The sequence below is a fragment of the Ramlibacter algicola genome, assembly GCF_016641735.1.
In the GTDB taxonomy this organism is placed as follows: Bacteria; Pseudomonadota; Gammaproteobacteria; order Burkholderiales; family Burkholderiaceae_C; genus Ramlibacter; species Ramlibacter algicola.
On the sequence record NZ_JAEDAO010000001.1, the window covers coordinates 4,151,902 to 4,169,169 of the forward strand.

The following is a 17,268-nucleotide window of genomic DNA, read 5'->3' on the forward strand; positions in this document are numbered from 1 at the left end:
CCACGGCGGTTCACCAGCGCGCGGGCAGCTTGCGCATCAGCGTGATCTGCCGCACGCCGAGCTCCACGTAGCCACCGCGTTCGAGGTCCTTCAGAAGGCGGCTGACCATCTCGCGCGACGCGCCGATGCGGCTGGCGATGGTCTGGTGCGTGATGGGTGACAGGGTGATCGGCGCTTCCGGCCGCGCGGGACCATGGCGGCCTTCCAGCGTGCTCACGACGCGCCCGTAGACGTCCTTGAGCGCCAGCTCGCGCGCCTTCGCGGTGAGCCTGCGGCCACGGTGCAGCAGGCGCAGGATGAAGTCCAGCGCGTGCGCGGGGTCGTCGAGCAGGTGCTGGCGCAGCGCCGCGCGGCCGACGACCGAGCACGCGACCGGTTCCAGCGTCAGTGCGGAGGTCAGGCGCGGGCCGGCATCGAGGCAGGACTCGCCGAAGCACTCGCCGGGGCCGACCGTCTCGTACGTGATCTCGTGCCCCGCGGCGTCGTTCGAGTACAGCTTGACCCGCCCCTCGACGACGATGAACAGCGACTCGCCCGGCTCGCCTTCGTTGGCGAGGATGGTGCTGCGGGTGTAGCGGCGGTAGGTGCCGCGGCGCGCGAGGGCGCGTACCGGTTCGGCCAAGGCCTCGTAGAGGCGGTCCGGACCCACGTCGATGAGCGATCTCATGTCGCGTCCCCCTGGATTCTTGTTCTGCGGGCACCGTAGCACCGGGTGCCCCGCGGGCGCAAGCGCCGTGCTGTCAGTGCACGCTGTCGAAGACCGCCGGGGCGATGGGCGGCAGCATGGCCACCCGGCTGACCAGTTCGCGCACGCCGCTGGAGCGGGTCTTGGCGCACAGGCTGCGCACATGGCTGCGGACGGTGGAGACGGCCACCTTCAGCTGGCGCGCGGTCTGCGGCGCCGAGTAGCCCTGGCACAGGATGGACAGCACGGTTTCCTCGGCCGGGGTGAGCGAGTGCGTGCGGGCGAAGAAGCACAGCATCAGCGATTCGCAGACGCTGGCGCGCGCGAACAGCAGGCCCGCCTGCACCGGCTGCGCGCCGTTGCCGCGGCCGACCGGCACCAGCGCGAGGGTCAACGGGGTGCCCTTGGGCGCGCTGATCGTGACGAGGCTGCGCTTGCCCGAAGCGGCGCGCACGAGCGCGTCGGCCAGCACGCGGCCATCGGCCACCATGTGCGTCTGCAGGCGCCCCTGCTGCACCCACAGCACGCGCTGGCTCGCCAGCTCATGGCGCGCGACCTGGTTGGCGTGCACGACTTCCCCGTCGGCCTTGGCGATCGCGATGCCGTAGGCGAGTTCGTCCAGCACCAGGTCCAGGCCGGGCGCCGGCATCCAGCGCATGTCGGTGCCCGCGCCGGCGGCGCCGGCGAACTGTCTCGTGTCTTCCATGGAAGCCTCCCTTGTTCGTGAGGAAGCAAGGGTAGGCAGCGGGTGGCGGCGGAGGAAGTGAACTATCCACCGTCGCGCTTGTGACCTGCGTCACAAAGGATCGGCTGCATGGACGATGGGGCCCAGTCAGCCGATGCGAACGCTCCTACGTTGGCCGCCGCGCGATGAGAGCGAACGTGCCCTCGATGACTTCGGGCTGGAACGCGAGATCGACGTGGGCGGCGCCGCGCACCAGCCGGTTGTCCGCCCCTGCGAGCGTGGCGGTCGAGGGCGGAAAGACGATGTTGTCGCAGTTCGCGTACCAGCAGGTGAAGGGCACGGGCGCTGTCGCCGCATTCGCCAGGTGCTGCAGCCATGCGCTGCCGGCGCGCATCTGCCTGGTGTTGGTGCGGCGCGCGAAGCGGGCGAGCAATGTTCCGTGGTGCGGACTGCCGATGGTGACCACGTGCGCGACGCGTGGCTCGGTGCCGGCCTTGCGCAGCCAGGCGCGCGCTGCCAGGCCACCCATGCTGTGGCAGACCAGGACGGGCGCACGGCCGGTCGCGTCGGTGAGTTGCCGGACGGCGGCGTCGATCACGTCGGCGTAGCCATCGATCGAGCCGTGCACCGGCTCCAGGTTCACCGCGATGCAGGGATGGCCGCGCCGCGCCGCCTCCCGCATCCAGGGCGCCCAGAAGCCGCGATTGCACATGAAGCCGTGCACGAAGACGATGCCGCGCTTGTCGCCGGCATGGACGGCGTCGGGCACCGCGCGCCAGGCGAATGGCTGGCGCCATCCGAAGACGCGGAAGCCTTGCAGCGTTTCACGCCACCAGGCTGCGACGAGCTGCCCGATCGACGCGCGGGGCGCCGGATCATTGCCGTGCGTGGCGGCCAGCAGGACGAACTCGGTGGCGAGGAAGAAGCTGTGGATCGAGCCGATCGCAACCGCGCCCAGGATGGCGAGCACCGGTCGATCGGGCCACCAGGCCAGGAGCCAGGCGACCGCGGCCAGCGCGATCGCCAGCACCACGCCCTGCAGCAGGCGCGCCAGGCTGGAGTTCGGCGCCATCAAGCCAGGGAGATGTCGCGGCCGGACAGCGACTTGGCCAGGCCCTGGGCCAGCCGGTTGACGATGCCGTAGACCGACAGTTGCGGATTGGCGCCGATGCTGGTGGGAAAGAGCGATCCGTCGTGCACGGACAGATTGTCGACCTGCCAGTGGATGCCGTCAGGCCGGGTGACGCCCAGAGATGCAGTCCCGCCCAGGCCGCAGCCGCCCATCACGTGCGCGCTGACGACCTTGGTCAGCAACGGCTGCATCGGCATGGCGTGCAAGGCCTGGCGGGCCGCAGCCCAGCTGGTGTACGGCTGCGCTAGCTCGTGCACCGGCAGCACGTGGCGGGCGCCGGCGGCGAACTGGAGTTCGGCCATGCTCAGCAGCGCGCGCCGGCAGCCGTCCAGCACGAAGTCGTTCAGGGGGTAGTCGAGTTCGGGCGAGCCGTCGCTGCGCAGGTGCACGGTGCCGCCTTCCGATTGCGGGTGGAAGCCGTCACGCAGCAAGGCCAGCAACGCGTGGGTGAACGGGAAATCGCGCAAGGCCTGCGCCTGCTGCTGCCCCATGCCGGTGGTGGTCGACGCGAAGATCAGCGGATGCAGCGGCGGCGCTTCGAGCTTGTAGCCGATCGGGCCGTCGACAGGCTGCGTCTCGAGGAAGTGATCGCTGTAGATCGACTGCGGCGCGCCTTTCCAGCCTTCGACCTGCTGCGGCATCACCGAGGCCGAGATGACGACGGGGTGCAGGAACGTGCGCCGTCCCAGGCGGCCATGCGGATCCGGGGCTTGCGAGCGCAGCAGCAACGCGGGGGAATTGATGGCGCCGCCGGCCAGCACGTAGTGGCGCGCCTCGATGCGGATTTCGGCGCCGTCCGGACCGGTGCCACGGCACAGCAGCGCACGCACGCGGCCGTTCGCGAACTCGAAGCGCTCGGCGCGCGTTTCGACCAGCAGTGATGCGCCTCGGTCCAATGCGGCCGGGATCGTCGTGACGAGCATCGACTGCTTCGCATTCGTCGGGCAGCCCATGCCGCAGGAGCCGAGGTTCCAGCAGCCCTTGACGTTGCGCGGGATCGCCGCGGCGGCGATGCCCAGCTTGGCGGCGCCGCGCCGCAGCAGGTCGTTGTTCTCGTTGGGCGCCGCGAGCCACGGACCGATGGAGAGCCGGCGCTCGGCCTGCTCGAAATACGGCGCGAGATCGTCGTTGCCGAAGCCCGCCAGGCCGAAGTGCTGCTGCCAGTGCGTGAGCGTGGCGGGCGGCGTGCGGAAGGAGCTGGTCCAGTTGACGGTGGTCGATCCACCCACGCAGCGGCCCTGCAGGATGGTGATGGCCTTGTCGCGCGTCTTGCGCGCGGCGCTCTCCTGGTACAGCGCCGGATACGCCTCGGACTCCAGCTGGCGGAAGTCGCTGCTGCTGCGAAGCGGCCCTTCTTCGACCAGCAGCACCTGCAGTCCGGCACGCGACAGGATGTCGGCGGTGACGCCGGCACCCGCCCCGCTGCCGACGATGGCGATGTCGCACGCGATGCGCCGCGGCGGTTGGCCGTGCGGGCCGCCGCTCACGCGCCAGCCGCGCGCGAGTCCTTCGCGAATGGGATCGGGCACAGGCATCTACACCGCCACCGGCCCGGGGTAGCCGAGCACCTGCCAGGTGCCGGCGTCGGAGAAGTACGCGCCGCCGACCAGGTCGTGCAGGCCCTGGTACGCCTGGCGGCGCAACAACAGCGATGACACGCGCATGTCCTGGAGCGCGGCCTGCACGTCCTGCACCGCGGCATCCGGCCACGGTGCGTCGAGGCCGACGAGGGCGCGGCGACCCGCGGCCGTGCCGAGCAAGGCGAGCAATTGCGAGAGCTCGGCCTGCGCGTGCGGCGGCAGCGTGGCGATGACGGCGTCGGTGCGCGCGAGCAGGCCGGACAAGGCGGTTGCGCGCTCGGCAGGTGCTTGCGGCAGGACCCCATCGAGGATGGCCGCGCCGATGGCGGCCATCATCGGCTTGGATTCGGCCGCCAGTTTCCCATCGCGCAAGCCCGGGGTGACGAGCGCGGCGGCGCCGCCACCGACGGCGAGGACGACCGCGGCTCCCAGTCCGAGCTTGAGCCAGCTTCGCCTGCGCATGCACCGATGATGCCGGGGGCGCGTGGGAGCCGGTAGAGGGTGCCGCCTAGTTAGACTGCGGGTTTGCATGGAAGCCGCTCGCACGATCCGTGATTCGGTCCAGCAGGTCGCGCGCCTGCGCGAACTCGCGGCCGCCGATCCCCGGTTGCATGCAGCGCTGCTCGCCGTGAAGCGGCTGCAATCGCGGCGCTTCTCGGGCACCTACGCCGACCTGCTGCAAGGCGGCACGTTCGCCGCAGCGGCGGGCTTCTTCCTCGAGGAACTCTACGGCGACCGTGACTATTCGGACCGCGATGCGCAGTTCGCGCGCATCGCCGGCGCGATCGACAGGTTCTTCCCGGCGCAGGTCGCGCGCACCGCCGCGGACCTGGCCGCGCTGCATGCGCTGACGGAGGATCTCGATCTTGCGATGGCCCGGGAGTGGCTGCGAATCGACGGCAGCGACGTGCACCGGTATGCCGCGGCGTGGAAGGCGATCGATCGGGCGGTGGATCGTGAAAGGCAGTTGGGATCGGTCGTCGAGCTCGGGCGCGAATTGGCGCGGCTCACGCGTGCCCCAGGACTGCGCACGATGCTGCGCATGATGCGCGGCGCGGCCGGTGCCGCCGGCCTGGGCGAGTTGCAGCGGTTCCTCGAGACCGGCTTTGACACGTTCGCGGCCATGGCTCGCCAGCGTGGGGCGGTCGAAGCGTTCCTGTCGACCGTCGAGGAGCGGGAAGGCGCCCTGCTGCGTGCCCTGGGGTCCGGCGACCCTGTCGCCGCCGAGACCGAGCTCGCACGCATCCTAGGACAAGCCCCGTAGCTGCCGGCCGGGCGGCATGCACACAATAGCTCTCAAAAGGAGAGCATGCATGGATCGTCCCTGGCTGCGAAGTTATCCCGATGGCGTGCCGCACGACATCGACGTCGGCCAGTACCGCTCGCTGACGCAGCTGCTGGAGGAGTCGTTCCGCAAGAACGCCAGCCGGCCGTTCTCGGTCTGCATGGAATCCTGGATGACGTACGGCCAGCTCGACGAGCTGTCGACGGCCCTGGGCGGCTGGTTGCAGGCGCAAGGGCTCGAGCCGGGAGCGCGGGTGGCCATCATGCTGCCCAACGTGCCGCAGTTCGCGGTGACGATGGCGGCCATCCTGCGCGCGGGCTACACCTGCGTGAACGTGAACCCGCTGTACACGGCGCGCGAGCTCGAGCACCAGCTGAAGGATTCGGGCGCCTCGGCCATCGTCATCCTCGAGAACTTCGCCCACACGCTGGAAGAAGTGATCGAGCGCACGCAGGTGCGCCACGTCGTGCTGGCGTCGATGGGTGACCTGCTCGGGTTCTGGTACGGCCGCTGGATCACGTTCGCCGTCCGCCACCTGGCCAAGATGGTCCCGGCGTACAAGCTGCCGCTGTCGCAAGGCCGCCAGGTCGTCCCCTTCATGCGGGCGGTCTCCGAAGGCCGGCAGCTCGGGATGAAGCCGACGCAGCAGACGCTCGACTCGGTCGCTTTCCTGCAATACACCGGCGGCACGACCGGCTTGTCGAAGGGGGCGGTGCTCACGCATCGCAACATCGTGGCGGCGATCCTGCAGGCGGAAGCCTGGTTCACGCCGGCGCTGGGCAAGGTGGGCGACGTCGGCAAGTGCAACCTGGTCGCGGCCCTGCCGCTGTACCACATCTTCGCGCTGACGCTGTGCCTGCTCGGCATCCGGTGGGGCGCGCATCTGACGCTCATTCCCAACCCGCGGGACATCGGCAAGTTCGTCGAGGTGCTCAAGCGGCGCCCGTTCCACATCCTTCCCGCGGTGAACACCTTGTTCAACGCGCTGTTGCAGCATCCGCAGTTCCGCTCGGTCGACTTCTCGCAGTTGTGCGTGTCGCAGGCCGGCGGCATGGCCGCGTCCGAAGGAACGGCGCGGCAATGGCAGAAGGTCACGGGCTGCGCGATGGTCGAGGGGTGGGGCATGAGCGAGACCTGCGCCATCGGGACCAACAACCCGGTGATGGCGCGCGAGTTCTCCGGAACGATCGGGCTGCCGCTTCCTTCGATCGAGGTCGCGATCAAGGACGACGCCGGCAGCAGCCTCGCCCTGGGTGAATCCGGCGAGATCTGCATCAAGGGCCCGAACGTCATGCCGGGTTACTACAACCAGGCGGACGAAACGGCGAAGGCATTCACGCCAGACGGCTTCATGCGCACCGGCGACATCGGCGTGATGGACGAGCGCGGCTACACGCGCATCATCGATCGCAAGAAGGACATGATCCTGGTGAGCGGGTTCAACGTGTTCCCGAACGAGCTGGAAAACGTGATCTCCTTGTGCCCGGGTGTCGTGGAGTGCGCCGCGGTCGGCATCACCGACGAGAAGACGGGCGAGGCGATCAAGGTGTACGTGGTGAAGAACGACCCGATCCTCACCGAGGACGACGTCATGAAGTACTGCCGCCAGCACCTCACGGGCTACAAGGTGCCCAAGCACATCGAGTTCCGCGAGGACCTGCCCAAGTCGAACGTGGGCAAGATCCTGCGCCGCGAGCTGCGCAACGGGAAGTGACGCCGGCTGGCTAGGCCGGGATCGCCAGGCGCCTCGCGACGGCGTCCAGGCGATGCAGCAGCTGCGAGCGGTCCGCCTGCGCCTGATGGGCGGCAGCCGCGCGCCCCGCCCGCCGCGCGGCCTGTTCCATCCATTGCAAGGGCAACGGCCATGCGGGCGCCGCTTGGTGCGCCCGTTCGGCCCACGCGAGCGCCGCCACCGCGTCGCCCTTCTGCAGTGCAGCTCCGCACAGGAGCAGCCAGGCCTGCACGCGCGTCTCGTCATCTTCCGCGGCGCGCGCGAGCCACGGCGCCGCACGCGGCGCATCGCCGGTGGCCAGGCACAAGCGCGCGATGGCAAGGGCGAGGTCGGGATGGCCAGCCGGTCCCTGGCGTGACTGCTGGTCGCAGTGCAGGGCGTCCTGCAGCCGGCCCTCGCCGGCCTGCAGCAGGCCGAGGGCCACCCAGGCCGCGCGGCGCTCGGGCGAAGGCGGCTGCGCAGCGACGATACGCTCGAGGGCGACGCGTTCGGCTGCAGGCACGCGCACACCGCGGGCACGGGCTGCGCCCAGCGTGCGCAGCGGATCGTCCGCGTACGCAGCGTCGCGCCCGGCGGCCGCAACCTGCAGGCGCTGCGCCTCCGCCGGGTCGCCGCAGGCCAGCGACAGCGCGTGCAGTGTCGCGGCGCAGTCGGGATGGCCTGCGAGTTCGGCGCGCAGCAGCGCTTCACGCTGCGCAGGGTCGCGTTCGGCCGCGGCCAGGCGGCTCCAGTGCGGCAGGTCGGCGCGTTCGTCCCACGCGGCCGCGACCAGGTCGGCGATGAAGCGATGCCGCAGCGGCAGGAAGCCGGTGCCCACCGACCGCGCCACGGTGAGCGGCCGCGCCGGGCCGAGCCAGTCGCGCAGTTGCCGGCAGGCCGCCAGGGGATCGCACCACAGCGTGTCGCCCGGCACCGCCACGAAGTAGTCGGCGTCGATGTCGAGCAGCAGCGGGCCTTCGATCGGCAGCCCCTGCAGCTGGGCCAGCGTGCCGGCGACGATGTCCAGCCCCAGCAGCCTGCCCTGCAGCCAGCCGCCGCGGCCCATCGAGAACGATTCAAGCTGCTCCGGCGTGACGCCTTCCATCTGCGCGAGCGCACCCAGCGCACCCATCGCGCCATCACGCAACACGTGGGGCGGCGCCACCCACACCAGGTGCCGCACGAGGCCGAGTTGCGCGGCGGGATGCAGGAAGTCCTCGATGCCGAAGCAGGCCCTGCGGTCCGGGTCGAGCGGATGCGCGGCCTGCAGCGCGCGCCAGGCTTCGGGCGTTCGGGCGTGGCGCAGGCGATCGATGCGCGCCGGCTCGACGAACTGCAGGTCCAGGTGGGCGTCGAGCGACACGAGCGTGGCGCCCTGAGCGCCCTGGGCCAGCCAGTGCGGCAGCACCGACGCGTGCTCCTCGAAGACGGTGGCGACGCCCATGTCAGGCCGGCTTGTGGGCCAGGAAGCGTCCGACCGTGAACGCGCCCAACGAAGCGGCCTCGCCCAGCACCAGCAGGCCTTCCATGATGAGCGCGCGCACCGGATCGGGCTCGGCCGCGCGCTCCGCCTCGACCTGCCGGCGTACCTGCGGATCGACCAGGAAGCCGCGCAACAGCGCCGTCTCCTCGCGCAGGTCGCGCCCGGCAACGTCGGCGAAGCCCGCGCGTTGCATGCCCTGCACGTAACCGTGGATGGTGTCCAGTTCCGGGATCGCCCAGGTCGTGGCGATCAGGCGGTTCCAGTGCTTCTGCTGCGGCACGGGGACTGCGGTGCCGGCGACCCAGTCCTCGCCCGCCAGCCGGCCGCCCGGACGCAGCACCCGCCAGGCCTCGGCGAAGAAGCGTTCGCGATCGGGGAAATGGCAGGCCGATTCGAAGAACAGCACGGCGTCGAAGGACGCGTCCGGGTACGGCAGCCGGCCGGCGTCGCCGAGGTCGAACTGCACGCGATCCTGCAACTGCCGGCGGGCGGCGGAGGCGCGCGCGATGGCCAGCTGGTCGTCGTTGGGCGTGAGCCCGCGAACGCGCGCGCCGGTGGTGGCCGCCAGGTGGCAGGCGGGACCGCCGACGCCGCAGCCGACGTCCAGCACCTCGGAGCCCGGGCCCAGGCGCGCGCTGCGCGCGATGACGGCCTCCATGCGCAGCTGGTCGTTCGGCCCGATGGGCGCCTGCGCGTCGTACCAGCCGGTGTGCCAGTGGTCGCCGAGGAACTCGCGGTAGAACGGGATGCAGAGCGTGTAGTACTGGTTGACCAGGTGGGCGTCCGCACGCGGCGCGGCGCGCACCCTGCCAGCCACGTCGGCCGGATCGGGGCGCGCCGCCCCGGTGTCGGCCGCCACGCTCACTTGTCGGCCGCCGCTCGCGCCGCGCGCGCGGCCTGCTCGCGCAGCCCGGGGAAGTCCACCTTGCAGCGGATGCCCGCCGGCAGCTTGCCGGACGCGTTGGGCAGGTCCAGCCGCACGCCGAAGGTGCCGCTGGCCGAATCGAACACCTGGTCGATGACCGTCACCACGGCCTGGTGCTTGCCGCCGAGGCCCTCGGGCACGACGTCGGCCGTGCTGCGCAGCTTGATGCGGCCGTAGGCGGCGAGCGGAAGCACCGCCTCCACGCGCAAGGGCTCGACCTGCACCAGCTTGAGGATCGGCTTGCGGCCGGTGCCCGCCTCGGCCAGGTCGCCGGGATTGAGCATGCGGTCCAGCACGAGGCCGTCGAACGGGCTGCGCAGGATGCGGCGCTCGAGCAGGTTCTGCGCGTGCTGGTACTCGTACGCCGCCTGCTCGCGCGTCTCGCGCGCGTCGCGCAGTTCGGCTTCGGTGATGCGCCGCTCCGCCTCGGCCTCGTCGCTGGCCTGCGCGCTGAGGAACGCGTTGGCCTGCAGCTGGCGCGTGCGCTCGACCTTCTTGCTGGCGTAGTCGAGGCGGTTCTGCGCCGAGGCCAGGCGCCCCTGCGCTTCCGACCGCGAGCGGGCCAACTGCACCGCGGACCGCTCGGCGGCGGATTCCAGCTGCACCAGCACCTGGCCGGCCTTGACGCGATCGCCGCGCTGCACGTGGATTTTCTCGATCACGCCTTCGACCGCGCTGCGCAGTTCGACCGTCTGGCTCGGCATGATCAGGCAGTCGTACGGGTTCGCTTGCGCGCCGCAGGCGGCGGCGGCGAACGCGGCGGCGAGGCCGCGCGACACGGAGCGTGGGGACATGGAGGTCATTCGCCTTTCCCGGAGAAGGCCAGCACCTTGTGGAGCTGGCGGTCCTGCTTGAGGTTCTGCACGCGGATGGCCGCCTGCCGCCGTTCGGACGACCACTGCGCCAGCGCGCGCAGGGCGTGGTGGACCACGGCAGGCACGCGGTGGCCGGTGGCGGCGCAGCGCTGGACGAGCGCCGTGGCCCAGGGCGCCTGCACCTGGAAGATCTCGTCCTCCAGCGACACGATGGCAATGCAACTGCCCGGGTCGCCCTGGCGTGCGCAGCGGCCGACCAGTTGCCGGTCGACGCGGGCCGTGTCGTGGTACTCGGTGAGGATGACGTGCAGGCCGCCGCGCTGCTCGACGTCCGGATCGAGTTCGATGTCGGTGCCACGGCCCGCCATGTTGGTGGCCACCGTGATGCGGCCGGCCTGTCCCGCGGCGGCGATCACAGCCGCCTCGTCGGCGTCCTGCTTCGCGTTGAGCAGCGCGTGGTCCAGGCCTCGCTCGCGCAGCAAGGCGCTGATCTCCTCCGACGCCTGCACCGACCGTGTGCCGATCAGCACGGCGCGCCCTTGCGCCGCAAGCTGCTGTGCCTGGTCGGCCACGCACCGCCACTTCTGCGCCAGCGTGGCGCACAGCACCGCGGGCAGCTCGATGCGGCGCGAGGGGCGGTGCAACGGGATGCGCGCCATGTCCAGGCCGTAGACGGATCGCATCTCCTCAGCCGCCTCGGCGGCGGTGCCGGTCATGCCCGACAGATGCAGGTAGCGGCGGAAGAGGCGCTGGTACGTCAGGCGCGCCAGCGTCTCGCGCCGCGCGGTGGGCGGCACGCTTTCCTTCAATTCGATCATCTGGTGCAGGCCGCGCTCCCAGGACCGGTCGGGCATCAGGCGGCCGGTGGATTCGTCGACGATCTGCACCTTCCCGTCCAGCACCACGTACTGCTGGTCGCGCACGTACAGATGCAGCGCGCTGAGCGCCTGCCGCACCATCTCCTCGCGCCCGCGCACCGACGTCCACGGGCCGGTGCGCTCGCGCGCGGCCAACTCGACGCGCGCGCGGCCCAGCTCGGTGAGCGTGACGGCGCGCTCGTCCGCGCGCACGCGGTAGTGCTCGCCCTCGTCGAGGGTGCGCGCGATCTCCAGCGCCAGTGCGCCGTGCTTCGCATCCTCGGCGCCGTCGGTGCTGGCCGACAGGATCAGCGGCGTGCGCGCCTCGTCGACGAACACGCTGTCGGCCTCGTCGACGATGGCGAAGTACAGGCCGCGCAGCACGGTGCCCTCGCCCGAATCCGGCTGGCCCGCCAGGCGCTGTAGCGTGTGGTGCAGCCGGCTCCCGCGCCCCTGCACCGCGACGCGATCGCGCAGGTAGTCGAACGCCAGCTCCTTGTTGGTGGCGTAGGTGATGGGCAGCGCGTACGCGCGCCGGCGGTCGGGGCGCTCCATGCCCTGCACCACCACGCCCACGTCGAGGCCGAAGAACGCGTACAGCGGCCGCATCTTGTCGGCGTCTCGCTGCGCGAGGTAGTCGTTGACGGTGATGACGTGCACCGGGTAGCCAGCCAGGGCCATGGTGCACGCCGGCAGCGTTGCGGCGAAGGTCTTGCCCTCGCCGGTGGCCATCTCCGCCAGCCGCCCGCGCAGCAGGGTGTAGCCGGCCATCAGCTGGCTGTCGTAGTGGCGTTGGCCGAGCGTGCGCTCGGCCGCGCAGCGCACGACGGCGAAGCTGTCGGCCACGTTGGCGAGCGTGAGCCCCTGTCGACGCAGCCTGGCGCGCAGCCCGCGAGCGTGCTCGCGCAGCTGCTCGTCGGGCAGCGTGCGCAGGGCCTGCTCCGCACGATCGGTGGCTTCGACCACGCGCTGCAGTTCGCCGCGCCAGCCGGCCACGCGCGTGCGCAGCGGCGACAGCACAGCGCCGTCCAGCGACAGCGCCAGGCGGTCGTGCCAGCCCGGCTCCTCGTCGGCGCGCTCGACGTAGGGGCGGCCGCCCGCGAGCGGGATGGATCGGAACAGCGCGGCCTGGCTAGACATGGAACTGCGACAGGAAGAGACGCCGCGCCTGGCGCAGCCACTGCAGGCCGATCGGCTCGGGGGCGTGCTCGAAGCGCGCGTGCACGCGTTCGCCGAAGAAGAAGGGCGGCGGGTTCTGGCCCGCGGCGACGGCAACGTCGAACTGGAACGTGCGTTCCAGCGTCTTGGGGCCCTTGGCGTCCCGGGCGTCGACGGCCAGCTTGCCGCCACCCTCGACCGACAGCACCTTGCTGGGCAGGTATTCCTCGCCGCCCGGCACCTCGCGCTCGAGCTTGCCGTGCCACACGACGTTGGGCAGGTGGGCCAGGCGCACCTGCACGTCCTTGCGCGACTCGCGGACGGCATCGACTGAGTCCTGCGTGGCGACCACGCGCGCCACGAGCTGGGGCCTGGCGACGACATAGGCCACCAGGTCACCCTGGCGGAAGTGGCGGCCGGGCAAGTCCTGCGGCTTGTTGGCCATGAAGACGCCGTCGGCCTGCGCACGCAGCGTGAGTTGCCCGAGCTTCTGGCTGGCCGCCGCCAGCGCGGCCTCTTCGGCGGCGAGCTGGTCGCGGGCGATGGCGGCCTGCGCGCGGTCGGACTGCAGCAGCGACAGGTAAGTGGCCTCGAGCTCGGCCACCTTGGCGCGCGTGACGCGGTGCTGCGCCTCGAGCACCGGGTTGCGGACCTCGACCAGCACGTCGCCGGTGCGCACGCGCGCGCCGGGTTGGGCGACCAGGCGCTCGACGAAGCCGTCCTGGCCGGTGCGCACCATGGACGTTTCCGGCAGCCACGCCACGCCTTCCACGACGGTGCGGAACGGTGCGGGAACCACGAAGAGCAGCAGCACGGCGGCGGCCAGCGCGCCGCCCGTGACCGTCATCACGCGTCGCCGGCGCGTGCGCAACTGCGGGTTGGCGGCCACGTGGCGGATGGCCTTGACCACCGGCAGCACCACCATCGACGCCACCGCCCACAGCGCGAGCACGACGCCGATGAAGAAGAACTCGTTGGCGATGAAGACCGCGATGGCCATCGTGACCATCACGCGGTAGATGGTCGACAGCAGGCCATAGGCAATCAGCCACGCCTTGTCGCGCCAGTGTGCTTCGGCGGTGGTGACTTCGGTCGCCCCGAAGGCGTGTCGCTGCACCAGGTAGCCCCAGTACCGGGCCGCACGTTGCGCCAGGTTGGGCATCTCCAGCAGGTCCGACAGGATGTAGTACGCGTCGTACCGCAGCAGCGGGTTGCCGTTGAACACCAGCGTCGACACGCCGGCCACCAGCATCACGTTGAACAGCGCCGCACGGAACGCGGACGGCTCCACCAGCAGCCACAGGTAGAACGACAGCGCCGCGATGAACAGTTCGACGCCCATGCCGGACGCGGCGACGATGGCGCGGTGCAGCTTGGACCGGAACACGGTGGCCGCCGACGCTTCCACGTACGGCACCGGGATCATCACCAGCATGACCACGCCCAGGTCGTGCACCTCGCCGCCACCGCGCTTGGTGGCCGCGCCGTGGCCGAACTCGTGCAGGGCCTTGATCAGCGGGAACACGACCCACAGCATCAGCAGGTTGTCGGTGGCCAGCACCCGGTCGGAGAAGTTGTTGGTCAGCTGGTCCCAGTGCGGCGCGACCAGCAGCAGCGCCGGCAGCACCACGGCGAGCCATGCCAGCGCGCCCCACCGGCTCCAGAGCACGTCGATGGCCGGCTTGAGCCGGTTGAGCAGCGCATCCGGGTCCCACAGGTGCACTCGCAGCGCCATCGGGTTCAGGTACGAGCGCCGGCGCATCGCGCGCTCCTGCTGGCGGCCGCGCTCGAACAATTCAGTGACGTCCGGCATCGCGTCGCTCTGCAGCAGGTCGGCTGCGTGCAGCTGCCCGAGCAGGTGGATGACATCGTCCTGCGTGGGCGCGTTCTCACCCAGTTGCCGGTTCGCCAGCTCCCACAGTTGCTGCACCGTGCGCCGGCCGTCCATGGCCGCGATGAGGAAGCGGGCGGCCGGCGTGAACCGGTGCACGCGGTTGGACACCGGGTCCTGCAGCAGGTACCACAGCGCACCGCGGTAGCGCATGCGGTGCAGCCGCGCGTGGCTGCGCAGGCGCGGCTGCAGATGCGCGACCCGGTACCAGGAATTGGACAGCAGCGATTCGCCCACGGCCGGCCCCGGGCTCAGTACATCCAGCGCCAGAGAGCGAGCTGGAGCCACTCCACGAAGCTGTGGGTCCAGATCCAGGCCAGCCGGCGCTCGCCGGCCTCGACCTTGCCCACGCCTTCCATGCCCGGACGCAGGCGCACCGAGGCCTTTGCGTCGAGGCGTGCCTCCACCCGGAACAGGTTGCGGCCGTCCTGGGCGCTGGAGATCGGCGTGAGCTGGTTGACGGTGAACGGCAGCCGGTCGAACGGCATGCCGGCCAGCACGATCTCGCCGTGCTGGCCCGGTGCCACGTCGCCGACGTCCCGCTCGTCGACGTTCAGGATCACGCGATAGGAATCCAGCGGCGCGATCTCGAACAGCACCTTGCCCTGCTCCACGGGCGAGCCCAGCATCTGGCTGAGGTCACCGGCGACGACCTGCCCGTCGAACGGCGCCACCAGGCGTGCACGGGCCAGGCGCTCCTCGACCAGCGCGAGCTGCGCATTGGCCTGCTCCTCCTGCGCGGCGGCAACCGTCATCGCCGCGCGATCCTGGGCGGCCGCGGCGGCCCGGTAGCGGCGCTGCATCTGCTCGGCTTCGGACGCCCAGCGAGTGCGCTCGAGGCGGAGGTCGCGATCGTCCAGGCGGGCCAGCACCTGGCCTTGCCGCACCTTGTCGCCGGCGCGCACGGCGCTGTCGGCCACGTAGCCCTGGAACGGCGCGACGATCGACCGCTGCACCGTGCCTTCGATGACGACCTTGGCCGTCACGCGGTACGGCGCGTCCACGACGGCCAGCAGGACCACGACCGCGGCGAGCGTGGCGGCCACGAGCTTGAGGCCGGGATGGCGCGGACCGAACAAGGCTGTCGCGCCGGTGCGCCCCGCGTCCAGCCAGCGCTGCCACCACGGGCGATCCTGGCGCAGCTTGAGCGCGAGGACCGGGCCGAGCAGCAGGCCGATGGCCTCGCACAGCGCGAGGTCCGCGGCGCCGAACGGGCGGTCGCGCGTGCGCTCGAGCGTGAGCACGCCCACCGGCACGCGGTCGTCGGCCAGGGCGACCGACAGCACGCCGGTGTCACCGCGCGCGGACGACAGGGCCGCGTGCGCCAGCCCGCCGATGGCGTCCTGCTGCAGCGGCGGATGGACCATGGCCTGCTCGAGGTCGAGCACTTCGTCCATCGCCTCGGCGAGCTGGCGCACGAAGTCGCTGCGCTCGTCGAAGCTGGAGGTGTGCGAGATCGCGGCGACATGGCAGCTCTCGTTGCGCGTGAAGCCGAGGGCGACGCGCTCGCATCCCAGGCGCGTGGCCAGGTCGTTGGCGACGGCGAGCGCGCACGCCTTGGCCTCGTCCTCCTGCAGCGCGGTGGCGAGCACCTCGTTGGCGGCGGCCAGGCGCGTCGAACGTTCACGCTCCTGGTGTTGCGCCTGGCGCCGGAACTGGTCCAGCAGCCAGGCGCTGCCCCAGTGCACCTGGCGCAGCACGCGCTGCACGTCGGGATCGGGCCGCGGCTTGATGTCGAGCACCACCGCCCCGTGCAGGCGGCCATCGACTTCGATCGGATAGCCGACGTGGGTGGCGAGCGCCCCCTCGGCGGGATGCACGATGCCGCGCCGTTCCTTCAGCGTGGCTTCCGCGACGAGGCCCAGGTGCACCACGCTGTGGCTGGCGTCCGGCCACGTCGCCGCCGGCACGAAGCTGCCCGCTTCCGCGGCTTCCAGCAGCACGACCGCGCCGGTGACGCGGTCGACCTGGGAGCACAGGATGGACAGCCAGCTCGCGCAGAACTCGGATGCGTCGCCCGGCGCCGCGAAGCGGGCCCAGGCCGCCGCCTCCACCTTGGCATGGCTGCCTTCGGTGAGCGAGTAGATCGAAGCGGCGGTCACGGAACGGACCGGGCCGGCGCGCGAGCCCGGCCCGGGTCATGCAACAGCAACGGCATCTCAGTTGGCCGTCGCACCCTGGTCGCTGCGGGTGGCCTTCTTGCCAGCCTTGGCCGCCGGCTTGTCGTCGGATGCCTTGCCGTCCGCCGCGCCTTCGCCCAAGGCATTGCCGGGGTCGGTGACCGCGGTCGCGGGCGCCGTGTCGGTGGGGGCCAGCGCCGAGACCAGGCGGTCCTTGACCACGTCGAAGTTGCGCATGGACTGCAGGTGCAGGTAGATCAGCTCGAGTTCGTCGGTGGCGGCGAGTTGCGCGAGCACGTCGGCCGGCAGTTGCTTGAGCTTCTGCCGGTTGACGGCCATGAAGCCCCCGAGCGACAGCTTGGTGCCGCCCGTGACGGTGAACTGCGCCTGCATCGGCTCCAGCAGCTGGTGCTCCGCGAGCTTGCGCGCGAAGGCCTTGGTGCGCAGGAACTGGGTGCGGTATTCCTGCAGGAACTTCAGCACGTTGTCCACGAAGGGCGTCTGCTTGCCGTCCTCGGTGAACAGCGGCTGCCCGCGGCCCTGGTAGTTGAGGCCCTGGTAGGCCTCGTCGACGCACAGCGTGAAGGTCTTGCCGTCGGCCGAGCCCGAGAACACGAACGGGTAGCGGCGCACGAACGCGGGCAGGTACTTCGCCGACCAGGCGTCGTCGGTGCCCAGGTACAGGTTCTCCCCCTGGCGTGCACCGAGGATCACCACCGGCACCACGTCGTCGCCGGCCTGCGCGAACACGATCGCGTATTCCGCCGCCGCCTGCGGGAACTCGACCGCCATCAGCGGCACGGAGTTCGCCTTGCGTGCGAAGGCGTGGCCCCGCCCCGGCTCGATGCAGGCCTTGCCATGCCGGCCGCTGGAGACGGGCACCGCGGTTTCGTAGATCAGCAACTGCGTGGACATGCGAAGGACCTCTCGTGCTTTGGCGT

14 protein-coding genes are annotated in these 17,268 nt (G+C 71.2%); 2 read left to right on the top strand and 12 right to left on the bottom strand.

Annotated features, from left to right (window positions below; translation table 11 throughout):
- Window positions 1-10 precede the first annotated feature (10 nt).
- The 5 genes from I8E28_RS20435 to I8E28_RS20455 form a co-directional block, all read right to left on the bottom strand.
- Window positions 11-667: a Crp/Fnr family transcriptional regulator gene (locus I8E28_RS20435; protein WP_200790107.1), complete on the bottom strand. Its 657-nt coding sequence runs from the start codon at window positions 665-667 to the stop codon at window positions 11-13.
- Between the two features lie 73 nt (window positions 668-740).
- Window positions 741-1,391 (bottom strand): helix-turn-helix transcriptional regulator, encoded by a 651-nt coding sequence (locus I8E28_RS20440; protein ID WP_239027278.1) that lies wholly within the window; start codon window positions 1,389-1,391, stop codon window positions 741-743.
- A gap of 145 nt (window positions 1,392-1,536) precedes the next feature.
- The gene (locus I8E28_RS20445; protein ID WP_200790110.1) at window positions 1,537-2,442 is read right to left on the bottom strand and encodes an alpha/beta fold hydrolase; all 906 of its coding nucleotides are present in this window, start codon (window positions 2,440-2,442) and stop codon (window positions 1,537-1,539) included.
- Entirely contained in the window at window positions 2,442-4,037 is a 1,596-nt protein-coding gene (locus I8E28_RS20450) for a GMC family oxidoreductase (protein WP_200790113.1), read from the bottom strand. Before I8E28_RS20450 ends, I8E28_RS20445 begins: the two co-directional genes overlap by 1 nt.
- The gene (locus I8E28_RS20455) at window positions 4,038-4,544 is read right to left on the bottom strand and encodes a hypothetical protein (protein WP_200790116.1); all 507 of its coding nucleotides are present in this window, start codon (window positions 4,542-4,544) and stop codon (window positions 4,038-4,040) included.
- 67 nt (window positions 4,545-4,611) lie between these two features.
- On the opposite strand from I8E28_RS20455, the gene I8E28_RS20460 reads away from it, so the two are divergent.
- Together I8E28_RS20460 and I8E28_RS20465 are read left to right on the top strand one after the other, a co-directional pair.
- Window positions 4,612-5,346, top strand: a complete 735-nt coding sequence (locus I8E28_RS20460) for an FFLEELY motif protein (RefSeq protein ID WP_200790119.1) — start codon at window positions 4,612-4,614, stop codon at window positions 5,344-5,346.
- 49 nt (window positions 5,347-5,395) lie between these two features.
- Entirely contained in the window at window positions 5,396-7,081 is a 1,686-nt protein-coding gene (locus I8E28_RS20465; RefSeq protein ID WP_200790122.1) for an AMP-binding protein, read from the top strand.
- A 10-nt stretch (window positions 7,082-7,091) separates the two neighbouring features.
- Here the strand turns inward: I8E28_RS20465 and I8E28_RS20470 are convergent, their stop codons facing one another.
- Genes I8E28_RS20470 through I8E28_RS20500 form a run of 7 tightly spaced genes read right to left on the bottom strand, consistent with a single transcriptional unit; the run spans window position 7,092 to window position 17,242 of the window.
- On the bottom strand, window positions 7,092-8,522 hold the full coding sequence (locus tag I8E28_RS20470; protein WP_200790124.1) for a tetratricopeptide repeat protein: 1,431 nt from the start codon (window positions 8,520-8,522) through the stop codon (window positions 7,092-7,094).
- Between the two features lies 1 nt (window position 8,523).
- Window positions 8,524-9,420, bottom strand: coding sequence for a methyltransferase domain-containing protein (locus tag I8E28_RS20475; RefSeq protein ID WP_200790127.1), 897 nt, complete (start codon window positions 9,418-9,420; stop codon window positions 8,524-8,526).
- 2 nt (window positions 9,421-9,422) lie between these two features.
- Complete coding sequence (locus tag I8E28_RS20480; protein WP_200790129.1) at window positions 9,423-10,280, bottom strand: efflux RND transporter periplasmic adaptor subunit; 858 nt, start codon at window positions 10,278-10,280, stop codon at window positions 9,423-9,425.
- Window positions 10,281-10,285: 5 nt separating this feature from the next.
- The gene (locus I8E28_RS20485; protein WP_200790132.1) at window positions 10,286-12,298 is read right to left on the bottom strand and encodes a preprotein translocase subunit SecA; all 2,013 of its coding nucleotides are present in this window, start codon (window positions 12,296-12,298) and stop codon (window positions 10,286-10,288) included.
- Window positions 12,291-14,444: a zinc metalloprotease gene (locus tag I8E28_RS20490; RefSeq protein ID WP_200790135.1), complete on the bottom strand. Its 2,154-nt coding sequence runs from the start codon at window positions 14,442-14,444 to the stop codon at window positions 12,291-12,293. The genes I8E28_RS20485 and I8E28_RS20490 overlap by 8 nt, the downstream gene beginning before the upstream one ends.
- A 14-nt stretch (window positions 14,445-14,458) precedes the next feature.
- Window positions 14,459-16,309 (bottom strand): GAF domain-containing protein, encoded by a 1,851-nt coding sequence (locus I8E28_RS20495; protein ID WP_200790138.1) that lies wholly within the window; start codon window positions 16,307-16,309, stop codon window positions 14,459-14,461.
- 57 nt (window positions 16,310-16,366) lie between these two features.
- Window positions 16,367-17,242 (bottom strand): SapC family protein, encoded by an 876-nt coding sequence (locus tag I8E28_RS20500; protein WP_200790141.1) that lies wholly within the window; start codon window positions 17,240-17,242, stop codon window positions 16,367-16,369.
- Between the last annotated feature and the right edge of the window lie 26 nt (window positions 17,243-17,268).

What these genes read in the sequence shown, in the direction of transcription:
- I8E28_RS20445 (WP_200790110.1), bottom strand. Translation starts at nt 2,442, where the DNA reads ATGGCGCCGAACTCCAGCCTGGCGCGCCTGCTGCAGGGCGTGGTGCTG.
- I8E28_RS20500 (WP_200790141.1), bottom strand. Translation starts at nt 17,242, where the DNA reads ATGTCCACGCAGTTGCTGATCTACGAAACCGCGGTGCCCGTCTCCAGC.
- I8E28_RS20440 (WP_239027278.1), bottom strand. Translation starts at nt 1,391, where the DNA reads ATGGAAGACACGAGACAGTTCGCCGGCGCCGCCGGCGCGGGCACCGAC.
- I8E28_RS20465 (WP_200790122.1), top strand. Translation starts at nt 5,396, where the DNA reads ATGGATCGTCCCTGGCTGCGAAGTTATCCCGATGGCGTGCCGCACGAC.
- I8E28_RS20470 (WP_200790124.1), bottom strand. Translation starts at nt 8,522, where the DNA reads ATGGGCGTCGCCACCGTCTTCGAGGAGCACGCGTCGGTGCTGCCGCAC.
- I8E28_RS20480 (WP_200790129.1), bottom strand. Translation starts at nt 10,280, where the DNA reads ATGTCCCCACGCTCCGTGTCGCGCGGCCTCGCCGCCGCGTTCGCCGCC.
- I8E28_RS20460 (WP_200790119.1), top strand. Translation starts at nt 4,612, where the DNA reads ATGGAAGCCGCTCGCACGATCCGTGATTCGGTCCAGCAGGTCGCGCGC.
- I8E28_RS20450 (WP_200790113.1), bottom strand. Translation starts at nt 4,037, where the DNA reads ATGCCTGTGCCCGATCCCATTCGCGAAGGACTCGCGCGCGGCTGGCGC.
- I8E28_RS20485 (WP_200790132.1), bottom strand. Translation starts at nt 12,298, where the DNA reads ATGTCTAGCCAGGCCGCGCTGTTCCGATCCATCCCGCTCGCGGGCGGC.
- I8E28_RS20455 (WP_200790116.1), bottom strand. Translation starts at nt 4,544, where the DNA reads ATGCGCAGGCGAAGCTGGCTCAAGCTCGGACTGGGAGCCGCGGTCGTC.
- I8E28_RS20435 (WP_200790107.1), bottom strand. Translation starts at nt 667, where the DNA reads ATGAGATCGCTCATCGACGTGGGTCCGGACCGCCTCTACGAGGCCTTG.